At 63.6% G+C, this 20,445-nt stretch carries 18 protein-coding genes; 4 read left to right on the top strand and 14 right to left on the bottom strand.

All coding sequences use genetic code 11. The features are described from left to right. Positions 1–200: 200 nt before the first annotated feature. From J6524_RS34150 to J6524_RS34140, 3 genes are all read right to left on the bottom strand, one after another. The gene (locus tag J6524_RS34150; RefSeq protein WP_225678295.1) at positions 201–1,415 is read right to left on the bottom strand and encodes an ABC transporter substrate-binding protein; all 1,215 of its coding nucleotides are present in this window, start codon (positions 1,413–1,415) and stop codon (positions 201–203) included. A gap of 73 nt (positions 1,416–1,488) precedes the next feature. Then, positions 1,489–1,812 carry a 2Fe-2S iron-sulfur cluster-binding protein gene (locus tag J6524_RS34145; RefSeq protein WP_225678294.1) on the bottom strand — a complete coding sequence of 108 codons (324 nt, stop codon included), beginning with the start codon at positions 1,810–1,812 and terminating at the stop codon, positions 1,489–1,491. 10 nt (positions 1,813–1,822) lie between these two features. Next, a complete protein-coding gene (locus J6524_RS34140; RefSeq protein ID WP_225678293.1) occupies positions 1,823–3,034 on the bottom strand; it encodes a cytochrome P450 in 1,212 nt (403 codons plus the stop codon). Between the two features lie 80 nt (positions 3,035–3,114). Here J6524_RS34140 and J6524_RS34135 point away from each other — a divergent pair, with 80 nt between their 5' ends. Further along, a complete protein-coding gene (locus J6524_RS34135) occupies positions 3,115–3,645 on the top strand; it encodes a MarR family winged helix-turn-helix transcriptional regulator (RefSeq protein ID WP_225678292.1) in 531 nt (176 codons plus the stop codon). Positions 3,646–3,895: 250 nt separating this feature from the next. On the opposite strand, the gene J6524_RS34130 is transcribed toward J6524_RS34135, so the two are convergent. Beyond that, positions 3,896–5,107: an ABC transporter substrate-binding protein gene (locus J6524_RS34130; RefSeq protein ID WP_225678291.1), complete on the bottom strand. Its 1,212-nt coding sequence runs from the start codon at positions 5,105–5,107 to the stop codon at positions 3,896–3,898. 111 nt (positions 5,108–5,218) lie between these two features. On the opposite strand from J6524_RS34130, the gene J6524_RS34125 reads away from it, so the two are divergent. Continuing rightward, complete coding sequence (locus J6524_RS34125; RefSeq protein WP_225678290.1) at positions 5,219–5,734, top strand: MarR family winged helix-turn-helix transcriptional regulator; 516 nt, start codon at positions 5,219–5,221, stop codon at positions 5,732–5,734. A gap of 202 nt (positions 5,735–5,936) precedes the next feature. Here J6524_RS34125 and J6524_RS34120 read toward each other — a convergent pair whose 3' ends face one another. Next, the gene (locus tag J6524_RS34120; RefSeq protein ID WP_225678289.1) at positions 5,937–7,799 is read right to left on the bottom strand and encodes a feruloyl-CoA synthase; all 1,863 of its coding nucleotides are present in this window, start codon (positions 7,797–7,799) and stop codon (positions 5,937–5,939) included. Positions 7,800–7,951: 152 nt separating this feature from the next. On the opposite strand from J6524_RS34120, the gene J6524_RS34115 reads away from it, so the two are divergent. Continuing rightward, positions 7,952–8,485 (top strand): MarR family winged helix-turn-helix transcriptional regulator, encoded by a 534-nt coding sequence (locus tag J6524_RS34115; RefSeq protein WP_225678288.1) that lies wholly within the window; start codon positions 7,952–7,954, stop codon positions 8,483–8,485. Positions 8,486–8,695: 210 nt separating this feature from the next. Next, the gene (gene atzF, locus J6524_RS34110; protein ID WP_225678287.1) at positions 8,696–10,501 is read left to right on the top strand and encodes an allophanate hydrolase; all 1,806 of its coding nucleotides are present in this window, start codon (positions 8,696–8,698) and stop codon (positions 10,499–10,501) included. Between the two features lie 93 nt (positions 10,502–10,594). On the opposite strand, the gene J6524_RS34105 is transcribed toward atzF, so the two are convergent. From J6524_RS34105 to J6524_RS34065, 9 genes are all read right to left on the bottom strand, one after another. Then, positions 10,595–11,299: a GntR family transcriptional regulator gene (locus J6524_RS34105; protein ID WP_225678286.1), complete on the bottom strand. Its 705-nt coding sequence runs from the start codon at positions 11,297–11,299 to the stop codon at positions 10,595–10,597. Next, positions 11,296–11,709: an oxalurate catabolism protein HpxZ gene (gene hpxZ / locus J6524_RS34100; RefSeq protein WP_225678285.1), complete on the bottom strand. Its 414-nt coding sequence runs from the start codon at positions 11,707–11,709 to the stop codon at positions 11,296–11,298. The genes J6524_RS34105 and hpxZ overlap by 4 nt, the downstream gene beginning before the upstream one ends. Next, a complete protein-coding gene (locus J6524_RS34095) occupies positions 11,709–13,106 on the bottom strand; it encodes an AtzE family amidohydrolase (protein ID WP_225678284.1) in 1,398 nt (465 codons plus the stop codon). The genes hpxZ and J6524_RS34095 overlap by 1 nt, the downstream gene beginning before the upstream one ends. 8 nt (positions 13,107–13,114) lie before the next feature. Next, positions 13,115–13,300, bottom strand: coding sequence for a DUF4089 domain-containing protein (locus tag J6524_RS34090; protein WP_225678283.1), 186 nt, complete (start codon positions 13,298–13,300; stop codon positions 13,115–13,117). Positions 13,301–13,396: 96 nt separating this feature from the next. Beyond that, on the bottom strand, positions 13,397–15,166 hold the full coding sequence (locus tag J6524_RS34085; RefSeq protein WP_225678282.1) for a dipeptide ABC transporter ATP-binding protein: 1,770 nt from the start codon (positions 15,164–15,166) through the stop codon (positions 13,397–13,399). 256 nt (positions 15,167–15,422) lie between these two features. After that, positions 15,423–16,322 carry an ABC transporter permease gene (locus tag J6524_RS34080; protein WP_225678281.1) on the bottom strand — a complete coding sequence of 300 codons (900 nt, stop codon included), beginning with the start codon at positions 16,320–16,322 and terminating at the stop codon, positions 15,423–15,425. A 9-nt stretch (positions 16,323–16,331) separates the two neighbouring features. Beyond that, positions 16,332–17,345 carry an ABC transporter permease gene (locus J6524_RS34075; protein WP_225678280.1) on the bottom strand — a complete coding sequence of 338 codons (1,014 nt, stop codon included), beginning with the start codon at positions 17,343–17,345 and terminating at the stop codon, positions 16,332–16,334. A gap of 228 nt (positions 17,346–17,573) precedes the next feature. Further along, positions 17,574–19,196, bottom strand: coding sequence for an ABC transporter substrate-binding protein (locus tag J6524_RS34070; protein ID WP_225678279.1), 1,623 nt, complete (start codon positions 19,194–19,196; stop codon positions 17,574–17,576). 230 nt (positions 19,197–19,426) lie between these two features. Continuing rightward, on the bottom strand, positions 19,427–20,383 hold the full coding sequence (locus tag J6524_RS34065; RefSeq protein ID WP_225678278.1) for an aminoglycoside phosphotransferase family protein: 957 nt from the start codon (positions 20,381–20,383) through the stop codon (positions 19,427–19,429). Positions 20,384–20,445 lie beyond the last annotated feature (62 nt).

Below are 20,445 nucleotides of genomic sequence, written 5' to 3'. Positions count from 1 at the left end.
AGCTGGATCGACACGAATCTGAGACGTTGCATTGTTTCCTCCGCTACCGCGCGGCTCGTCGTTGAGCTTACAATGGTTCACGCTGTGCGGACGTCAATCGAAATCAATTCGGGCTGAATTGGCCGACATTCGATATCCGCTATGCGGCGGCACCCCCACCCCGACCCTCCCCCGCAAGCGGGAGAGGGAGGACAGCGGCGTCATTTCACCAGCGAGCAGCCGCCTTCGGCGAGAGGGCGGAAGGCCTGGTCGGCGGGAATGGTGGAGACCAGCTTGTAGTAGTCGTAGGGATATTTCGACTCTTCCGGCTTCTTCACCTCGAACAGGTACATCGGGTGGATGACGCGGCCGTCCTGGCGGATGGTCACGTCGCCGAACAATTTGTCCTTGCCCTTGAACTTCTTCATCTGCGGCACGGCGTCCTTGGCGTGATCGCTGCCGGTCGCCGCCACCGCATTGAGATAAGCGAGCGTGGAGGCATAGACGCCAGCCTGGTTGCCGCTCGGCATCTTGCCGTTCATGCCGGGACGCGCGCCGAAGCGCTTGGCAAAGGCGCGGGTATCGTCGTCCATGTCCCAGTAGAACGCCTCGAACAATTGCAGGCCCTGCCCCACCTTCAGCCCCATGCCGTGGATGTCGTTGATGAACAGCAGGAACGCCACCATGGTTTGGCCGCTCTGCTGAAGCCCGAACTCGGCCGCCTGCTTCACCGCATTGACGGTGTCGCCGCCGGCATTGGCGAGCCCGATCACCTTGGCCTTGGAATTCTGCGCCTGCAGCAGCAGCGAAGCAAAATCCGGCGTGTTGAGCGGGTGTTTCGCTGAGCCCAGCACCTTGCCGCCGTGTTTTTCGATGTAGTTGGTGGCTTCGGCCTCGATGCCCTGGCCGAGCGCGAAATTCACCGTGATGAAGAACCACTCCTTGCCGCCGCGCGCCATCATCGCCGCGGCCGTCGAGTTGCCGGTCGCCCAGGCGTCGTTGACCCACTGGATGGTGTTGGGCGAGCAGGCCTTGCCGGTCAGATCGGAACTCGCGGTCGATGACGCTAGAAACGTCATGCGGCTGTCGCGCAGCAGCGAATTGATAGTGAGGCCGACAGCGGAATTCGGCACATCGACCACGGCATCGACGCCGTCGACATCGAGCCATTTGCGCACGATCGCAGATCCCACGTCGGCCTTGTTCTGGTGATCGGCGTAGACGATCTCGACCTTGATGCCCTTGCCGCCGCCATTGAAATCTTCCGCCGCCATGCGCGCGGCCTCCACCGAACCCATGCCGTTGGTGTCCTGGAAGATGCCGGAGATGTCATTGAGCACGCCGATACGCACGACATTATCTGATATCTGCGCATACGCCGCACTGCACATTGCAAAAGACAAGGCAAGCGCCAGACCAAATCCGAAATCCCGCATCGTTTTTCTCCTCCAAATGTTGATTGAGCGTTCCCGAACTTCGCCGGGTTTGCGATATGGGCCGGCGGCGCCGCTATAGTTGCCGGTCCGGCAAATTGAGAACCAAACCATCGAGATCGGCATCGAGCTTGATCTGGCAGGACAGCCGGCTGTTGGCCCGCCGCTCGGCGGCCGCGCCGTCCAGCAGCGCGTCCTCGTCGTCGCCCATCGGCGGCAGGCGAGAGAGCCAGTCCTCGTCGACATAGACATGGCAGGTCGCGCACATGGCGTTGCCGCCGCATTCGGCCAGGATTCCGCTGACATCATTGCGTGTCGCGGCCTGCATCGCGCTTTCGCCATCGCCCGCCTCGATCTGCTGACGGCGGCTGTCGGGATGGATGAAGGTGATGCTTGGCATGGAGCGTCCGTCAGGCCGGAGAAATGGTGATCGGGAGGCTTTCAAGGCCGCGTAGCGTGTTGTTGTAGCGGCGCTTCACGGGGCCGGTGATCTCGATGCTGCCAACCTTGCGTGCGATCGCTGCCAGCATCACTTCGCCTTCGAGGCGCGCAACGAGCTGGCCGACGCACATGTGAATGCCCGAGCCAAAGCCGACATGGCCCGATGTGCGACGAGTGATGTCGTAACGATCAGGGTTTTCCCAGCGGCGCGGATCGCGATTGGCGGCGCCTAGGAACATCAGGATTTTTTCGTCCTCGCCGATGGTATGGCCGCCGAGTTCGACCTCGCGCGTGGTGGTGCGGAAGAAGGTCTGCACCGGGCTTTCGAAGCGGATCGCTTCTTCGAATGCGTTGCGTGCCAGCGTGGGATCGCTGCGCAGCTTTGCCAGCTGCTCGGGAAAGCGCGCCAGACTATAGACGGCTGCGCCGATGCCATAGACGGTGGTGTCGAGTCCGGCCGACAGCAACGAACGCACCAGCAGCGGCGCCTCCTCATGGGTGATATCGCCGGCATCGGCGCGGGCATGGATGCAGGCGCCGAAGCCGCCGGGGGCCAGGTTCTCGCGCTGGCATTGTTCGGCGACATAGGCCTGATGCGGCGCCGAGCGCTCGATCGCCTCCTGGCGCAGCTGGTTCGGCGGACCGAACGCGTTGAACACCAAGCTCGCATAAGGCAAGAGATGCTCGCGCCCTTCCTGCTTCAGTCCGAGCGCATCGGGGAAGACTGACAGGGGATAGGCTTCCGCAAGTTCGGTGATGGCATCAAAGCTGCCGCGCGAGAGTAGCTCATCGACCTTGGCTTCGGCCAATGCGGTGAAATGACCGCGGAGCGGCTTCATGGCGGTTGCCGACAGCACCTGGTTCAGCACCGCGCGCGTGCGGGTATGCGCCGGCGGGTCTGCCTCGAGGATGATGCTTTGCGGCCGCCACGGCTTTTCCTTGGCGAAATCGCTTAAGCCGACGCCGCGGCTCGAACAGAACGTCAGGGGATCGTTGAGAACGGCGTGCACCTCGGCATAGCGCGCCACACCGTAGACGCCCCATTTGTCGAGCCAGACCACCGGGCCGGCCTCGCGGAGAACGTCGTGGATCGCGTGCGGATCCTCGAAGAACTCGGTCGAGAATGGATCGACGTCCAGGCTTGGGACGCCGGCCGGCGCTGCTTTCTCTGTCGCGCTCATGTGGGTCTCCTGCATAATGTTCTTGCAGAGCGGTATGTGCTGTCTCTATGTCTTGGAAGCTGGAGCGGCTTCGGAAGAGCATGAGCAGGAACAGACAGGCGCGCGCCCCGCGCGCGGGCACGGCAGGCAGGAGCGGACGCGCCGAACAGGTGCTCGACCTCGACCGTTATGTCCCGGCGCTCATCACGTTCATCGCGAACAAATTGTCGCGCAGCGCGACCGTGGTCTATCAGAAGCGTTTCGGGGTCAACGTCACGGAATGGCGGATCCTGTCGCTGCTCGCGATCGAGCCGGAAATTTCCGCGGCCCGCATCTGCCACGTGATCGGCTTCGACAAGGGTCCGGTCAGCCGGACCCTGGCGGCGATGGAGGAGCGCGGGCTGGTCAACATCCGCGCCGACCGGGAGGACGGACGCACCCATTCGATCTCGCTGACGGCAAAGGGATATGCCACCCATGACCAGGTCATCGCGGTCGCGCTCGAACGCGAGCGTCGCCTGCTGTCCTGCCTGAGCAAGCCGGAACGCGAGACGCTGATCGCGCTGCTCTTGCGGGTGCACGGCAATCTCGATGCTGTGAAGGGCGCGGGTGAAATCGACGATCGGACCTGAACGGCAGGCAGCGACCACGGCGCGTAGATGCGCCGCAGAGCCGACACCCGTGCGACGGCGCAACGCGTCGCGACGATCCGATCCTCCGGACATCCGTTTCTCCCTTGTACGGCGCCAGGCACTCTCCGTGCTCTTTGATCGGCCGTTTGCTCCAAAATAGGCTCGCACAAATTAGTTGCCTTGGCAACATAAATAGCGAGACTCGCCAAAGGTGTTCCGCGCGCGTCCGTTAGGCCGCCCGCGGATCAGATCACTTTTTGACCAGCGGACAGTTGCCTTCGCTCTCGGGACGGAACGCCTGATCTCCGGGGATCGTGGCGATCACCTTGAGCAAATCCCATTTCGACGTGGACTCGTCCGGCTTCTTCACCTCGAGCAGGTAGAGCGGGTGGATCTTGCGTCCGTCGCTGCGGATCGTGCCCTTGCCGAACAGCGCATCGTCGGTCGGCATCGCCTTCATCGCCGCGACCACGGCCTTGCCGTCGGCCGCCCCGCCGACTTTGTCGACGGCCTTGAGGTAATGCAGCACGGAGGCGTAGACGCCGGCCTGCATGTCGTTCGGATAATTCTTCTGCGGATGACGTTCGGCAAACCGCTTGGCGAAGGCGCGCGTGCCGTCGTTCAAATCCCAGTAGAAGGGATTCATGATCTGCGCGCCCTGCGCAGCCTTCAGGCCCAGCGCGGGAATGCCGTTCATGCCGAGGATCAGGCCGACCAGTTTCTGCTTCCGCGTCAGTCCGAACTCTGCCGCCTGCTTGATCGAGGTGATGGTGTCGTCGCCCGCATTTGCTACGCCAACGATGTCGGCGCCCGAGGCCTGCGCCTGCAGCAGGAACGAGGCGTAGTCGGCGGTGCCGAGCGGATGGCGCACGGCGCCAAGCACTTCCCCGCCGGATGCCTTGACGCCTTCGGCGGCCTGCTTCTCCAGATCATGGCCGAAAGCGTAATCGGCAGTCAGGAAGAACCATTTCTTGCCGCCTTGCGCGACCACGGCTTTGCCGAGGCCGCGGCCGTAGGCGTAGGTGTCGTAGGTCCAGTGCACGGTATTCGGCGTGCATTTCTCACCTGTCAGCAGCGCGGTGCCTGCGCCCGAACCGATGAAGACCTTGTTCTTCTGCTCGCTCATCGCGGCCACTGCGAGCGCGATCGCCGAATTCGGCAGGTCGAAGATAGCGTCGATATTTTCGGTGTCGTACCAGCGCCGCGCGATGCCCACCCCGACATCGGTCTTGTTCTGGTGATCGGCGGTGATGACGTCGACGGGCTTGCCCGCGGCCTTGCCGCCGTAATCTTCAACTGCCATCTGCGCGGCGATGACGGAGCCTACGCCCTGGTAGGTCGAAAACACGCCCGACTGGTCGTTGAGCACGCCGATCCGGACGCGGTCCTGGGCGTTCGCCGCGCCAGCAATCAAGCCGCAGAGCGCGGCCGCAAGCATTCCTATGCGAAAAAACTGTCGCATGCGTTCCCTCCTGCATGAAAAAGCGGGCCTTCGCGACCACTTCTGATTAGTTATAATTTATAAGTATTTTGAGGATTGTCAATTCACGTGATGACGTGCGAGCTATTGCCCATGGGTAGAATCGGCAAAGTTTCGACACGCAGGGGCAACGGCGCAACGAAGGCGGCCGAGCGGGATGGGGAGCGGGAGCTCGACCTCTCTGCGCTGCAGCAGACCCCGGGATTCATGATCCGCATCCTGCAGCTGCAGAATTTCGAGGCGTTCTATCCCTTTTTCGAATCGCTGAAACTTTCGCCGCTGGAATACGCCATCCTCGTCGCGGTGCGCGACAACAAGACGGTGACGCAGAGCGAGCTTGCCGCCGTCCTGAAAATGCAGCTGCCCAATCTGGTCAAGATCCTCTCCCGGATGGAAGAGAGCGGAATCCTCAAACGCAAGCGATCGGCGCGGGACCGCCGGGCGGTGGAGCTCAGCCTCAGCGCGGCGGGCGAGCGGCGCGCCGACGAGGCCAGCCGGCTCGGCGAGAGTTTTAACGCACGGACGCTCTCGGCGCTCAGCAAATCCGAACAGGCAGCCTTTCTCCAGATGCTGGCGCGACTGGTCGAGGCGCACAAGAGCGGCATTTGAAGCGCGGTGCGCGTCCTGGTTCTGCTGCGTCATAGCCGCTCAACCTCCTCATCCTGAGGAGTCCGCAGAGCGGGCGCCTCGAAGGATGTTGGCCACGGGCGGGGCCTCATGGTTCGAGACGCGCGGAGCCTGTCATCGGGCCGCGCTACGCGCGGACCCGTTGGCGCTCCTCACCATGAGGGGCTTAAGATGCGCAGTAAGGCTAGTCGGCGCAGCCGATCCATTCGGATGATGAATCGTCATCCAGAGTCGCCACCGCACCGGCGCGCCGCGTTAGCACCGCCCGCTGGTTGATGTAGCCCTTGTCGGTGATCTCGCCGCCATCGACCGAAGCAGGCTCCGCCAACAGCAGCGCGCGGGTAGCGTGCCCCGAAGAGTTGCCGCTCTGCGCCTTCAATTTCGCAAGGCCGTGCGCGATGGCGCTGCGAACCTTATCGTGGCCGATGACGTCCTTCACCTCGGCATTGTCAGGCAGGCCGGCATGGGCACGGCAGGCCGCGATGTTCGGGAACACGAGAAAGCGAACCTCATCGCCGCCATGACCGGTGACCACGATATCCTGTGCCAGCGGCGCGAGCGCCGCGATCCCGGCGACGCGCAGGGTGCCGACGCTGACCCAGGTGCCGGAATTGAGCTTGAAATCCTCGGCAACACGACCGTCGAAGAACAGCCCGAGTTCGGGACGATCAGGATCGGCGAAGGTTACGGCATCGCCGATCACATAGAAGCCTTCGGCATCGAAAGCCTGCGCCGTCAGTTCCGGCGCCTTCCAATAGCCAGGCGTGACGTTTGGGCCGCGCACGCGCACCTCCAGCTTGTCGCCCGACGGCACCAGCTTTAGCTCGGTCCCCGGGATCGGCACGCCGATATTGCCGGAGCGTTTCGCCTGAAAATGGCAGTCGGTGGCGAGCGGCGACGTCTCGGTCGAGCCCCAGGCCGACACCATCGGCAGCGCGCGGCCGACGGTTTTGATCGAGAGCTCTTCCAGCGCATCCCAGAGATTCTGCGGCAGCGCCGCGCCGGCGTAGAAGGCGAACTTCACCTCGCTGAAAAACTTCTTGCGCAATTCCTCATCGCTGCGCAGTGCTGATATCAACATGTCAAACCCGCGCGGCACGTTGAAATAAACCGTGGGCATCACGCTGCGCAGATTGGCGAGCGAAGTCGCGAACAGGCCCGGCGCCGGTTTGCCGCCGTCGACATAGAGCGTGCCGCCGTTGCGCAGCACCATGTTGAAATTGTGGTTGGCGCCGAAGGTATGGCTCCACGGCAGCCAATCAAGGATCACGAGCTTGTCGCCGATGTCTTCGAGGAAGGTCCAGGTCTGCGCCTTCGCCTGCTGGCTCGACGTCAACATGCGCTGGGTGTTGATGACAGCCTTTGGCGTGCCTGTTGATCCCGAGGTGAACAGAAACTTTGCAATGGTGTCGGGCGTGATCGCGGCAAATGCTTTTTCGACATCGCCTGTTTCCGGCGTGGTCGCGATAACACGAAAAGAGATCGCCTCGTCATCATCGGTATTGCTGCTGACGATGGTCGCTGTGTGCAGCGGCTTGATCGCGGCCAGCGCCGCAGCAAATGGCTTGGTGGCGGAAACATAGATGGCGCCGGGCCCGAGCAGCCTGATCATGCTCTTGAGCTTGTCAAAATCCCTGGACATCAGCGAATAGGCCGGCGAGATCGCGGCTGAGGGCACGCCGACATGCTGGGCGGCGAGTGCGAACAGCGCGTGCTCGACACTGTTGTCGGAGAGGATGACGAGCGGACGCTCGGCGCTCAAATCTTGCGCGAGGATCCACGCCGCAGTTCCGCGCACCTGCCTCAACGCGTCCTTGTAGGTGACTGTCGACCACGGCGCATCGACGCTTGTGCGATCGGCGAGAAAGATGCGGTCCGGCGCCTGTCGCGCCCAGTGCTCCAGCCAGTCGCCGATACAGCGCGCGCTTCGCTTAAGCGGCGTGGTCGACCTCACGAGAATGCTGCCGTCGGCACGGCGATCGGCGACGATCGCAGGCGTTGCGAACAGGCTCCGGGGATTGTCACCGCTGGTGGCGGCGATGGCCATGGGTTTCCTCCTGTCCCGGCTGATTCGGGATTGCCGCGCATGTTGCCGGCCCGCAGCTCGGGTGGCTGCTTGCCGCCAATGTTGAGCACAACAATTGTTGTCGTCAACAACAATCTTCCCCTTCCGCCCGCGAAGCGCTAGAAGGGAGGACGATGGTAGGGAACGCACAGGTATCCAGAGCGGCGAAATCGCGAGCCGGCGCGAGGCCATCTCGTGGCCCGAGGCGGTCCGCCAATGGCAGCGCAGCCAGCAATGGCCTCGACGACGAGATCGGCCTCGACGCGCTGGCCGGCCATGCCGGTTATGCGGTGCGGCGTTTCCAGATCTGGATTTTTCAGGATTTCATCCGCACGCTCGCCGCAGTCGATATCCGCCCTACGCAATACTCGGTCATGACCGTGATCGGCGCGAACCCGGGACTGAGCCAGATGGCGGTAGCCAAGCGGCTCGGGATTGAACGCGCCCGGCTGGTGCATCTCCTCGACAGTCTCGAGCACCGCGATCTCGTCAGCCGCATCAGATCGGCGACCGACCGCCGCTCCCACGCGTTGCACCTGACGGCGCGCGGCAGGACCGCGCTCGCGCAGTTCAAGCGGCTCGCCGCCGAACATGAGCGCCATGTGGCCGAGAAGATCGGCAAGGAGAACCGCGAGAAACTGCTCCAGATTCTTTCCGCGTTCACCTGATTAAAGGCTGCCGCCTCGCCTGAGGCTTGACCGCCTATTTTGTGTGCAATTGCCTACCCGCGGCCGGGCTGCAGGACGTGCGTGGCTGCATCATAAACACCTGAAATTACTTATCTATCATCGCACATCGGCTCGACCACACCATTGTACACAATGGCACATCGCTTGCTTCAGTCCGGGTAAGCTTTCGCTCGCTGGAGTTTGTCCGCCATGGGGTCCGACGCGCCTGAAACCGCTGCCGCCATCGTCGCCGCGCATCGCGCCGGCACGCTCACCCCGGCGCAAACCGTCGCCCGCTCCTATCAGCGTATCCGCGACCACAACGATCCCGCGATCTTCATCAGCCTGCGCGACGAAAAGGAGGCGCGCGCTGAGGCTGAGGCGCTGGCTGCGAAGAATGCGGACGCGTTGCCATTGTTCGGCGTGCCGGTTGCGGTGAAGGACAATATCGATGTGCAGGGCATGCCCACCACGGCGGCCTGCCCGGCCTTTTCCTATTTGCCCGCACAGGATTCGACGGCGGTTGCAAAGCTGCGCGCGGCGGGCGCCATCATCATCGGCAAGACCAATCTCGACCAGTTCGCAACCGGCCTCGTCGGCGTGCGCTCGCCCTACGGCATTCCCGTCAATCCGATCCGCAACGACCTTATTCCGGGCGGATCGAGTTCGGGCTCGGCGGTCGCGGTTGCCGGCGGCCTCGTCCCGCTCGCGCTCGGCACCGACACCGCAGGCAGCGGCCGTGTGCCGGCGATGCTCAACAACATCGTCGGCCTGAAGCCGAGCCTCGGGCTGATCTCCAACGCGGGCTTGGTACCGGCCTGCCGGACACTGGACTGCATCTCGGTGTTCTCGCTCACCGTCGACGATGCGATGACCGCGGTGGCGGCGATGGCGGGGCCCGACGGCGCTGATCCATATTCACGCGCCCGGCCGCTTGGGGCGATGTCGGCGTTTCCTGAAAAATTGCGGCTCGGCGTGCCGCGAAGCACCCAGCTGATTTTCTTCGGCGACAGCGCCTCAGAGAAAGCCTATGAGGACGCGCTCAAGCGCTGGGCTGCGCTCGGCGCCACGCTGGTCGAGTTCGATCTCGACCCGTTCTACGAGACTGCGCGGCTGCTCTACGAGGGGCCTTGGGTTGCCGAACGATACCTCGTGATCCGCGACCTTCTGGCGTCCGCGTCGGATTCGATTCACCCGGTGACGCGCGAAATCACCACGGCCGGCGCACGGCTGACCGCCGCCGACACTTTCGCCGCGCTTTATCGTCTGCAGGCGCTGCGCCGTATCGCCGAGCGCACCTTCGCCCACTTCGACGCGATGGTGCTGCCGACGGCGCCGACCGCCTATACGACCGCGCAGGTGCTGGCCAATCCGATCGAACTCAACAGCCGGCTCGGCACCTACACCAATTTTGTCAATCTGCTCGACCTCTGCGGCCTGGCGCTGCCGGCCGCGATGCGGCCCGACGGCATCCCGTTCGGCATCACGCTCTTGGCGCCCGCCGGCCGCGACGCGCAGCTCGCCAGCATCGGGCGAGTGTTTCATGCCGACACCCAACTGAAGATGGGAGCCAAGGGATTGACGCAGCCGCCGCTCGCTTCATTGCCGGTAGCTGCGAGCGGCGATGAAATCACGATCGCCGTGGTCGGCGCGCATCTTTCCGGCATGGCGCTCAACGGCGAACTGCAGGCACTCGGCGCGCAACTCGTCGAGGCAACCGAGACCGCGCCGGACTACAAGCTCTACGCGCTCGACACTATGCCGCCAAAGCCCGGCATGCTGCGCGTGGAGGCTGGTGCGGGAAACGCAATCAAGCTGGAGCTATGGGCATTGTCGGCGGCATCGTTCGGCAAATTCGTGGCCGCAATCCCGCCGCCGCTCGGCATCGGCACCATAAGGCTTGCGGACGGCAGAGGGGTAAAAGGTTTTCTCGTCGAGCCCGCAGCGATCAAAGACGCGCGAGATATTTCGGCCTACGGTGGCTGGCGTGCGTTCATGGAGAAGGCGATAGCTTGAGCCGTCATTGCGAGCGAAGCGAAGCAATCCATCTCTCCACACCCGCGGATGGATGGATTGCTTCGTCGCTTCGCTCCTCGCAATGACGAGCGTCTACACCGACACCGCGTAAATCTCGTACTCCCCGCGCACCAGCTCGATATGGGCGCGCATTGCGGCCGCTGCGCCGGCCTTGTCGCCGCGCATGATGGCGACGACGACGCGGTCATGCTCGGCATGCGATTTTGCCAGACGCCCGAGATTGCGGAACTGGGCGCGGCGGAACGGCTGCACCCGCACGCGCGTCGCCAACGTCATTTCGGCGATATAGCCGTTCTGCGAGCCGGCATAGATCGCGTTGTGGAAGCGTTCGTTGACCTCGTGAAAGCGCTCGGGATTGCCGGCATGGCTGAGCACGCGCAACTCTTCGTGGATCGCCTCGAGCTTCTGGCGCTCCGTCGGCGACATCCGCTCGGCGGCGAGGCCAGCGCACAGCGCTTCGAGCTCCGCCATCGCCTCGAACATCTCAGTCAAGCGATCGAGCGAAGGCTGCGCCACCACGGCGCCGCGATGCGCGCGGGCCTCGACCAGGCCGCTCGCCACGAGCTGGCGCAGCGCTTCGCGGACCGGCGTGCGTGAGACGCTAAAGCGCCGCGCGATATCGGTCTCGTCGAGCGGCGCTCCCGGCGGCAGCACGCCGCGCACGATCTCGTCGGCGAGCTGCAGCCGCAGCTCTTCCGCGCGCGTGACCTTGTCGCGCTGCGACGAAGGGCGGTCGACGCGGCGAACCGTGGTTTCCCGCAGATCGTCCAGACTCATGCCGTTTGATCCGTTTGCTTGGAAGATTCCGGCTCGTCGATGACACTGACGTGGGCGGCGACGATCTTCCACCCTTCCGGAAACCGTATCCATGTCTGCATCTGCCGCCCGACCCTGCCGGGCGCGTTGTCGCGATAGAACAGCGTCGAGGCGACGGCGGTATCACGGCCAAAGGTGGTGATTACGGTCCTGTCGGTCCGCCGCATCAGCCCGACCGGCGAGCGCGCGGCGCGAAACGCCATGATCGCCTCATAGCCGTAGAGATTCTCGGCGATGCCGTAGCGCAGCGTGCGGGGATCGTTGCGGAACAATTCGTCGAGCACGGCGACATCGTTCGAAACCAGCGCCTTTTCATAGCGCTCGAACTGCGCGGTGACTTCGGCCACGACTTCGGGAAGATCAATCTCCATCACAATAATCCTCTCGGCGCCAGCGCTGCGGCAACGCCCATTCGTTCCAGCGCATGCGCGACGCGCAAAGCAATGTCTTCCCGCCAGGGCGCGGCGATGATCTGCACACCGATCGGCATCGGCTCCAGCGGCACCGGCACCGCGACGACGGGCAGGCCGATGAACGAGATCGGCTGGGTGTGGATGCCGATATTGGCGCGCACCGGCAATTCGACGCCGTCGAGCACGAAATTGACCTGACCCAATTTCGGCGCGATGCAGGGCGTCGCAGGCGCGATGATCACGTCCACCGACTTGAACAGCTCCAGTACCTTGGCGCGATACCAGCGGCGGAATTTCTGTGCGCGATCGACCAGCGGTGCCGGCACCATGGCGCCGGCGATCAGACGGTCGCGCACGGCTGGATCGAAATCGTTCGGCCGCTTGCGCAGGCGATCGAGATGCAGCGAGGCGCCTTCGGTCGTCGTGATCACATAAGCCGCGGCGCGGGCGCGCGCGGCCTCGTGAAGTTCGACCGTTGTCGTGGCATCGAGCGCCTTGGTGACGCGCGAAATGGCTTCGACTGCCTCGGGAAAGACGTTCTTCTGGAAATAGCCGCCGGCCACCGCAACCCGCAAACCGTCGATGCCCTTTGCCAATAGCGATGTCACCGGCTCGACCGGCCGCGTCGTGCAGGCTGCGTCATCCGCATCCGGCCCCTGCATGGTGTCATAGGCCAGTGCGAGATCGCCGACATTGCGCGCCAAGGGACCAAGATGATCCAGGCTTGCGACGAACGGGAACGAGCGCGCCCGTGACAGCCGGCCGTAGGTCGGCTTCAGGCCAAAGATGCCGCAGAATGATGACGGCACCCGGATCGAGCCGTTGGTATCAGACCCCAGCGCGATCGGAACAAGTGCACCGCCGACTGCGCTGCCGGAGCCGCCGGAAGAGCCGCCACTCATCCGCGTCGGATCATGCGGATTGCGCGACGGGCCGTCATGCACATTCTCGCCGGTGAAGTCATAGGCATATTCGCCCATATTCAGCGCGCCGACCAAGACGGCGCCGGCCGCTTCCATCCGCTCGATCAGCGTGGCATCGCGTGAAGCCGGAGCGAGATCGCGGTTGATCTTCGAGCCGGCGCGGGTGGCGAGACCTTTCACATCGAACAGGTTCTTCACCGCGAACGGCACGCCGGCGAGCGGGCCGACCTTTTCGCCTGCTGCGATCTTGGCATCGATCGCCTTGGCGGTAGCTCGCGCCCGGTTGGCAGTAACGTCGGTAAAGGAATTCAGCACAGTATCATGCGCAGCGATCCGCGCCAGCGCGGCCTCGGTCGCATCGAGGGCGGAAAGTTTGCGGTCGGTTACCGCTTGCGCGATCTGTTGGGCCGATAGCCCGTCAGTGTTCAACATCATGGCGATCAGACGGTGTAGATGCTGGCCGGCTCGGTTTCGTCCGGCAGCGGGAACTCATCGACCAGCCGCGCCAGCCTCAGCGACACCTCGAGGTTCGCCCGCACCGCCGGCCGCCAAGCCTCCTCGACCGGCAGCGCTAGCGCCTTTGCGACAGCGTCGATGTAATCGTCCAGGGGATTTTCAGTCGTCATGGCTCTCTTCCTCTTCGTCATCGCCCGGCTCGACCGGGCGATCCAGTAACCGCCGGCGGTGATTACTGGATGCCCCGCCTTCGCGGGGCATGACAGCTAGACCGGCAACGGCGGATGCGGGATCGCCGTCAGCAATTCCTTTGTATAGGCGTCCTGCGGATCGCCGAGCACGCGCTCGGACGAGCCTTGCTCGACGATTCGCCCCGCTCGCATCACGATGACACGATCGCACAGCAAACGCACCACATTCAGATCATGCGACACGAACAGATAGCTCATGCCCATGGACGCTTTCAGATCCTGCAGCAGATTGAGCACGACCGCCTGCACGGAGACGTCGAGCGCGGCCGTCGGCTCATCGAGGATCACGAGCTTTGGATGCAGCGCAATCGCGCGCGCGATGCCGACGCGGGCCTTCTGGCCGCCCGATAGCTGGTGCGGAAAGCGATCGAGCAAATTGATCGGCAGGCCAACCATGTCGGCAAGCTTCTCGCAGCGGGCACGCAGCGCGTCGCGCCCTCTGATGTCGCCGAGTTGAATAATCGGATCGGCGATCGCGCGCGCCGCGGTGAAGCGCGGGTTGAGGCTGTCGGTCGGGTCCTGGAACACCATCTGGATGCTCTTGCGCTGGGGCAACCGCGCAAAGGCCTGCGGCATGATGGCGCCGATCTCCTCGCCGTCGAACACGATGCGGCCGGAGGTCTGGTCCAAGAGCCGCATCACCATCATCGAGGTCGTCGACTTGCCGCAGCCGGATTCGCCGACGAGGCCGACACTCTCGCCACGGCCGACATGGAAGCTGATGCCGTCGACGGCGCGGAACACTTCGGTTTCCACCGGCGGCTTGCGCGAGAACAGTTTTGACAGAACTGCGCTCGCGCCTTGACGCGGGTATTCCTTGACGAGCTTTTCGACGGTGAGGAGGGACTTTGCGAGATCGTCACCCCCGGGCTTGACCCGGGGGTCCATCCCTTCTGAAGATTGATGGATGGCCGGGTCAAGCCCGGCCATGACGGTGGGCGCGCGGGGAGAGACTGCAGCCTCCTCCTCCGGAAGCAGATCACGTAGCGACACGCCTATCCGCGGCGTCGCGCGCATCAGCTTCCGCGTATAGGGATGCTCGGGCCTGGCGAAGATATCTGCCGACTTCGCGGTCTCCACCACCCGGCCCTTTTCCATCACCACCACGCGGTTGCAATAGGCGGCGGCAAGCCCAAGGTCATGCGTGATCAGGATCGTCGACATGTGCCGGCGCTTGGTGAGCTCCACGATCAGATCCATCACGGCCTTCTGCGTGGTAACGTCGAGGCCGGTGGTCGGCTCGTCCGCGATCAGGAGCTGCGGATTACAGGCCAGCGCCAGCGCGATCACGACACGCTGGCACATGCCGCCGGAGAGTTCGAACGGATAGGCGTGATAGCGCTCGCGCGGACGCGCGATCTTGACCTGTTCCAGCGCCTCGATCGCCTTTTCGCCGCGGTCGCTGGCGGCGCTCTGCACATGCTGGCGCAGCACATCCTCGATCTGGTCGCCGACCTTGCGGATCGGGTTCAGCGCCGCGCGCGGGTTCTGGAAGATCATCGAGATTTCGCGGCCACGCAGATCCCGCATCTCGCTCTCGCTGGCGGCCTTGACATCGATGCCGGAGAACATCACCGAGCCCTCGGCAATCCTGCCGGCGCGGTCGAGAATCCGCATCACCGCGTAGGATGTTACCGACTTGCCGGAGCCGGACTCGCCGACGATGCCGAGCGTTTCGCCCTTGGCGACGGAGATGTTGACGTGCTGCACCGCTTTCACGATGCCGCGCCGTGTGGTGAATTCGACGGTGAGGTCGTTGACGTCGAGAAGAGGCTGGGCCGTCATGATGACCTCCGCAAAAATCTCGAAAACAACCCCATGCAAAGTAGAAAACGGTCGGTCTGGTCGCCCTGCGCGGGGATTCCGCTCCCTCTCCCCGTCCTTACGGGGAGAGGGTTGGGGTGAGGGGCCTCTATCAACGCGCCCAACTGCCGAAGGAGTTCGCGGAGAGTCCCCCTCACCCGGCCCGCTTGCGCGGTCCGGCCTCTCCCCGTGTGCGGGGAGAGGCTAGGGTGAGAGCGCGCTTGCCGTAACCTCACGATCACGTCCTCCGCTGCGGATCGACGATGTCGCGCAGGCCGTCGCCGAGCAGGTTGAAGCAGAACACCGCGATCATCAGCGCAAGGCCCGGGAACAGCGCGATCCACCATTCGCCCGACACCATGAAGGTGGCGCCCTCCGCGACCATGATGCCCCATTCCGCGGTCGGCGGGCGCACGCCAAGTCCGATGAAGGAAAGGCCGGCGGCGTTGAGAATGGCATAGCCCATGGTCAGCGACATCTGCACGATCATGATCGGCATGATGTTGGGCAGGATGTGCACCAGGAGAATCCGCGCCTCACCGTTGCCCGACAGCCTCGCCGCCTGCACGAAACCGGCGTTGCGGCGGACATTGGCCTCGGCGCGGGCAACGCGCGCATAGAGCGGAAAATTCACGATCGCGGTCGCGATGATGATGTTCTGCACGGTATTGCCGAGCGCCGCCACGATGCCCATCGCCAGCACGAATAGCGGAAACGCCATGATGGTGTCGGCGATGCGCCCGACGATGCGGTCGGTCCAGCCGCCGAAATAGCCGGCGGCGATGCCGGCGAGCCCGCCCATCAAGAACACCAGCGCCACGGAGGCGACAGCGATGAAGGTATCGAGGCGCGTGGCGACGATGACACGGCTGAAAATATCGCGACCCAGCTGATCGGTGCCGAACCAGTGCGCGGCCGACGGCGGTTTCAGCGCCGCCGCAGTGTCGCTGGCGAGCGGATCGTAGGGCACGATGTAGGGGCCGAAGATTGCGGCAAAGAGGATGATAACCAGAAGGCAGAAGGCAAAGGCCGTGACGCGGTTCTCGCCGAGCACGTATCTGACATGCTCGAACATCGCAGCCAGTCCCGAGGTCCGCTCGGGCGTGGTGGGTTCAACGGCAGGCGCAACGCTACTCATTTTCCAACCTCACCCTTCCAGTCGCACGCGCGGATCGATTACGCCGTAGAGAATATCGATGAAGAGATTGAGCAGGACGTACATGACTGCCATGGTCAGCACGAACCCCTGCACCGGCGCGAAGTCGGACGAGATCAGCGCCTCCACCGCATAGGAGCCGATGCCAGGCCAGGCGAACACTTTCTCGACTAGAACATTGGCGCCGAGCAGGAACGAGAACACCATGCTAAGCGTGGTGATGACCGGCAGCATCGCGTTGCGGAAGGCGTAGGTGACGATCACCGTCGAAGGCGAGAGCCCGCTGGCGCGCGCGGTGCGCACGAAGTCGGACGCCAGCACCGCCAGCATCGAGGCTCGCGTCATGCGCGCAATCGGGGCCAGCGAGAAGATCGCGAGCGTGGCCGCCGGCAGAATCAATTGGCTCAACGCGGAACGAAACGTCTCGAAGTCGCGCGCGATCAGCGCGTCGATCAAATAGAAGCCGGTGACGTGCGCCGGCGCGCTGTAGAATACGTCTAGCCGGCCGAGCGGCGCCGGCGACCAGCCGAGCCTGAAATAGAAGAGATAGACCAGCACCAGGCCGGTAAAGAACACCGGCAGCGATACGCCGGCCGTCGTGGTGACGCGGCAGAGATGGTCGATCCAGGAGCCCGGGCGGGTGGCGGCCAGCACGCCGAGCGGGATCGCTATACTGACCGAGATGATGAGGCCGAGCAGCGTCAGCTCAGCGGAGGCCGGCAGGCGGTTACGGATTTCGGTAGCGACCGGCTGGCCTGTGGTCAGCGACGTCCCGAAATCGCCATGCGCGAGATCGCTGGTGTAACGGAAGAACTGCTCGATCAGCGGCTTGTCGAAGCCGAGCTTCTTGCGGATCTGCTCGATCGCCTCCTTGCTCGCCGCAGGGCCGGCGAAATAAGCCGCGGGGTCACCGGGCAGCGCGCGCGTCAGGAGGAAGGTCACGATGACGACCCCGATCAGCGAGGGTATCGCAAACATCAGCCGCTTGCCGATCATGGTGAGCATGACGCGCCCCCGATGATGGGCAGAAATGCTGCCGCACGCGCAAGTGCGCTCCCTCCCCCCTTGCGGGGGAGGGCTGGGGAGAGGGGTAAGCCACGCACACCGCCGTTGCCGCCACCCCTCTCCCTGCCCCTCTCCCGCAAGGGGAGAGGGAATGAGAGAGCCGTGCCCACCTCACCGAAGAGAGCCAGAGCAACACACGCGGACATGTCGCGCGTACCTATCACGGCATCACGCCTTCACCAGCGCGCGATAATCGAGCCTGCGGTGGAACCAATACTGATAGCCCGACACGTTCTTCTGCATCGCGACGTTGACGTAGGGCTGATAGAGCGGAATGCGCGGGATGTCCTTGAAGGCGAGGTCGACGAAGCCCTTTACGTCCGCATCGTACTTCGCCGTGTTGCCGATCGCGGCGGCATCGACGGCGCCGCTGATGTAGGCGTCCATCTCCTTCGACTGGTAGCTCATGGTGTTGAAGATCGAGTTCTTGCCGTCGTAGCACCAGATGAAGAAGTATTCGGGATAGTCGAGCCAGCCGGAGAACACGTTGGTGTAGAGCGGCAGCACCTTCTTGTTCAGCTCAGTGCGCCAGTTGGCGCCGGGGATCTTGTTGATGGTGGTCTTGATGCCGATCTGCGCGAGGCTTTCCTGCACCAGCACGCAGAGCGGCTCGTTGACGCCGGCAAAGCCGAGGTCGAACGATAGCGTGGTCTCGAAGCCATTGGGATAGCCAGCCTCCGCCAACAATGCCTTGGCCTTGGCGATGTCAGTGACGTATTTGGTCGGCTGCGGCCAAGCCACCTCGGTCGCCTTGCCGGCCGGCGCGCCGAACATCGGCTTGGCGAGGCCGAACAGCACCGCGTCCATGATCTTCTGATAGGGAATCGCGCAGGCGACGGCCTCGCGCACCTTGACGTTGTCGAACGGCGCGATCTTGACGTTCATGCCGATATACTGGACACCGTTGGAATACGGCACCGAGACGATGTTGAGCTTGGCGTTGTCCTTCAGCTCGACGAAATCCTTGTTCGGCAGATCGTAGGAAATGTCGGCATCGCCGCGCTCCAAGAGCGCGCGCCGGTTGCCGGCCTGCGGCACCATGCGCCAGACCACGCGCTTGACCTTCGGCAGGGGACCGCCGACCCACGCATCGTTGCGCTCCATGACGACTTCGGTACCGGCCGTCCACTTCACCACCCGATAGGCGCCGGAGCCCGCGGTCTGCTGCTTGGTGTATTCGAGGCCCCACGGATCTTTCTCGGTGGCGTTCTTCTTCACCAGTTCCGAGTTGACGACGCAGGGGACGATAACAGCGAGATCGGGGATCGTGAGACGGTCCTTCTTGGCGAAATCGAGGCGCACCGTGTTGTCGTCGACGATGACGAACTGCTCGGTCTTGGTCAGCGAGCCCGCGCCCATCTGGAACGTCGGGAAGCCGCCGACGCTGACGGCGCGATCGAGCGACCACTTGACGTCCTTGGCCGTCACCGGCGCGCCGTCGTGGAATTTGGCATTTTTCTTCAGCTTGAAGGTCACCGACATGTCGCCGACATTCATGTCCTCGGCGAGCTCGGGCTTGAACTTGTCGCGGTCGTAATAGGGCACGCCGCCCGGACCGCTCTTCATCTCGTGGCTGATCAGCCGGTCGTAGCAATTCCACGATACCTCGTAGCCCGGCACGTTGGTGCCGACGCCGTGAATGTCGAGATTGTTGGGACCGCTTTCCGAGACGATCAGCAGCGTCTCCGATCGTGCATCGGCTTTGGCGGCGGACCAGATCGCCGGAGCCGGCGTGAGCGCGCCGGCGGCCGCCAGCCCCGACACGGATTTGAGGAAATCGCGACGCTTCATGGGTGATGCTCCAAACGCCTGAGGGAAACGGCCTTTGGAACTGGAATCGCAAGGTTCGTGCCAACCCTTAAGGGAAGGCTTAGCGTCGTCCGAAACGATTGATTTGGCTCATGAATATGCGGCGCAGACGATGCCGCGCGGGGTGCGACATCCTGACGGATTGCATACAAAGCGGCGTATTTGCCCATTTAATATGCAAATATTTTGGGCGCTTGATTGCTGAGCGGCACTCAAACTGGCCAAAGCAAGTCCTGCAGTTCATCGAGATTGCCAGCCTTCTGTTGCCAGCCCTCGATACAGATTTGCCTGGCCGGATTACCGAAGCGATGCAGCAGCATCAGCGCCATCAGCCGCCGCTTCAGATCGGGCGTGATATCCGCGGCTGAATATCCGAAGCCTTCGAACAAGCTGCGCACTCGTCGCGGCATGCCGCCGGTCATGATAGCGCTCGGACCGAGCAGGTCATATTCGCCCCTCCCCGTCATCACGTCGCCGAAATCAATCAGCCCCGCGAGCTGCCACCCCGAAGCGCCGTGGCTCAGCAGGAAATTCTCCGGGATGTATTCGCCAGTCAGGATCACCGGCGGCCCATCCAGCGTGATCAGCGTGGCCGCGGTATCGCGCAGCAGTTCGTCCACTCCATCCAAAAACTTCTGCAGCAATCCGAGACGCTTGTGCCGAGCACGGCACCCTTCGATCTGCCCGCGCATGAAGACGTCCCAGCTCGGCTCGATGTGCGCAAGCGCCCCGGCGGGGACGCGCTGCACGTCCGCAATGGTCTCGCCTATTCCTGCGAGGACACACTCCTTGTCCTGTTCCGGCAAGGACGGCCACACCTCGGCGCCGAGCACACCTGACAGCCGCGTGATGACGAGATAGGGCCATCCGTCGCGCTCGCCTTCGACGACGATTTCGGGGATCGCGACCCGAAGTCTCCCATGGAGCTGCGCGAGCGTGCTTCGTTCTGAATTGAATTGGCCGCGAAGAAATGGCGGAAAAATCTTCAGGATCAGTTTTTCGTCGAGGGCAAGGACGAGGTTGGTGCCGGTGGAGAAAACGTGCGGCGCCGCGCATGTAAGGCCATGGGCATGAGCGATATCGCGCGCGATCGGCAGCCATTGCGCCGGGTCGGCACGCCAGGTGCGGAAGGCCTCATAGTTTGTGAATGCCGGTAGTGATGCGGTCATGCTGGCCCTGAACTTTCCGCCGTCATTGCGAGCGAAGCGAAGCAATCCATAGCTCAACTCGG

It is taken from the genome of Bradyrhizobium hereditatis (assembly GCF_020329435.1).
GTDB classification, from domain to species: Bacteria; Pseudomonadota; Alphaproteobacteria; order Rhizobiales; family Xanthobacteraceae; genus Bradyrhizobium; species Bradyrhizobium hereditatis.
The sequence above is the reverse complement of the archived record's forward strand: the minus strand, read 5'-3'. Positions and strand labels throughout refer to the sequence as shown.

Bases quoted from the DNA above. Each gene is read 5' to 3' on its own strand.
- J6524_RS34150 (WP_225678295.1), bottom strand. From the start codon at position 1,415: ATGCGGGATTTCGGATTTGGTCTGGCGCTTGCCTTGTCTTTTGCAATG.
- J6524_RS34145 (WP_225678294.1), bottom strand. From the start codon at position 1,812: ATGCCAAGCATCACCTTCATCCATCCCGACAGCCGCCGTCAGCAGATC.
- J6524_RS34140 (WP_225678293.1), bottom strand. From the start codon at position 3,034: ATGAGCGCGACAGAGAAAGCAGCGCCGGCCGGCGTCCCAAGCCTGGAC.
- J6524_RS34135 (WP_225678292.1), top strand. From the start codon at position 3,115: ATGAGCAGGAACAGACAGGCGCGCGCCCCGCGCGCGGGCACGGCAGGC.
- J6524_RS34130 (WP_225678291.1), bottom strand. From the start codon at position 5,107: ATGCGACAGTTTTTTCGCATAGGAATGCTTGCGGCCGCGCTCTGCGGC.
- J6524_RS34125 (WP_225678290.1), top strand. From the start codon at position 5,219: ATGGGTAGAATCGGCAAAGTTTCGACACGCAGGGGCAACGGCGCAACG.
- J6524_RS34120 (WP_225678289.1), bottom strand. From the start codon at position 7,799: ATGGCCATCGCCGCCACCAGCGGTGACAATCCCCGGAGCCTGTTCGCA.
- J6524_RS34115 (WP_225678288.1), top strand. From the start codon at position 7,952: ATGGTAGGGAACGCACAGGTATCCAGAGCGGCGAAATCGCGAGCCGGC.
- atzF (WP_225678287.1), top strand. From the start codon at position 8,696: ATGGGGTCCGACGCGCCTGAAACCGCTGCCGCCATCGTCGCCGCGCAT.
- J6524_RS34105 (WP_225678286.1), bottom strand. From the start codon at position 11,299: ATGAGTCTGGACGATCTGCGGGAAACCACGGTTCGCCGCGTCGACCGC.
- hpxZ (WP_225678285.1), bottom strand. From the start codon at position 11,709: ATGGAGATTGATCTTCCCGAAGTCGTGGCCGAAGTCACCGCGCAGTTC.
- J6524_RS34095 (WP_225678284.1), bottom strand. From the start codon at position 13,106: ATGTTGAACACTGACGGGCTATCGGCCCAACAGATCGCGCAAGCGGTA.
- J6524_RS34090 (WP_225678283.1), bottom strand. From the start codon at position 13,300: ATGACGACTGAAAATCCCCTGGACGATTACATCGACGCTGTCGCAAAG.
- J6524_RS34085 (WP_225678282.1), bottom strand. From the start codon at position 15,166: ATGACGGCCCAGCCTCTTCTCGACGTCAACGACCTCACCGTCGAATTC.
- J6524_RS34080 (WP_225678281.1), bottom strand. From the start codon at position 16,322: ATGAGTAGCGTTGCGCCTGCCGTTGAACCCACCACGCCCGAGCGGACC.
- J6524_RS34075 (WP_225678280.1), bottom strand. From the start codon at position 17,345: ATGCTCACCATGATCGGCAAGCGGCTGATGTTTGCGATACCCTCGCTG.
- J6524_RS34070 (WP_225678279.1), bottom strand. From the start codon at position 19,196: ATGAAGCGTCGCGATTTCCTCAAATCCGTGTCGGGGCTGGCGGCCGCC.
- J6524_RS34065 (WP_225678278.1), bottom strand. From the start codon at position 20,383: ATGACCGCATCACTACCGGCATTCACAAACTATGAGGCCTTCCGCACC.